The 384-nt window shown below is 69.0% G+C and carries 1 pseudogene; it reads left to right on the forward strand.

Going from position 1 to position 384, the window contains the following annotated elements:
- Positions 1-384: pseudogene (hcnC, locus tag ACLJNW_RS23475) on the forward strand (cyanide-forming glycine dehydrogenase subunit HcnC); the annotation flags it as partial.

Here is a 384-nt window from a genome sequence, read left to right on the forward strand (position 1 = left end):
GTGATTGCCGGCGGCGGCGTGATCGGCGCGTCCTGCGCCTACCAACTGTCCAGGCGCGGCAACCTGCGCATCGCCGTGGTCGACGACAAGCGACCGGGCAACGCCACCCGCGCCTCGGCCGGCGGCCTCTGGGCCATCGGCGAATCGGTGGGACTGGGCTGCGGGGTGATCTTCTTCCGCATGATGTCCTCCCGCAACCGGCGCGAGGCCCAGGGCGCGGCGGTGGCGGTGGACGCGAGCACGCCGCACATCCTGCCGCCGGCGTTCTTCGACCTCGCCCTGCAATCCAACGCGCTGTACCCGGAACTGCACCGAGAACTGATCGAACGCCACGGGATGGACTTCAAGTTCGAGCGCACCGGGCTGAAATACGTGATCCAGGAC

The sequence above is a fragment of the Salmonella sp. SAL4457 genome (genome assembly GCF_046548235.1).
GTDB classification, from domain to species: Bacteria; Pseudomonadota; Gammaproteobacteria; order Enterobacterales; family Enterobacteriaceae; genus Salmonella; species Salmonella enterica.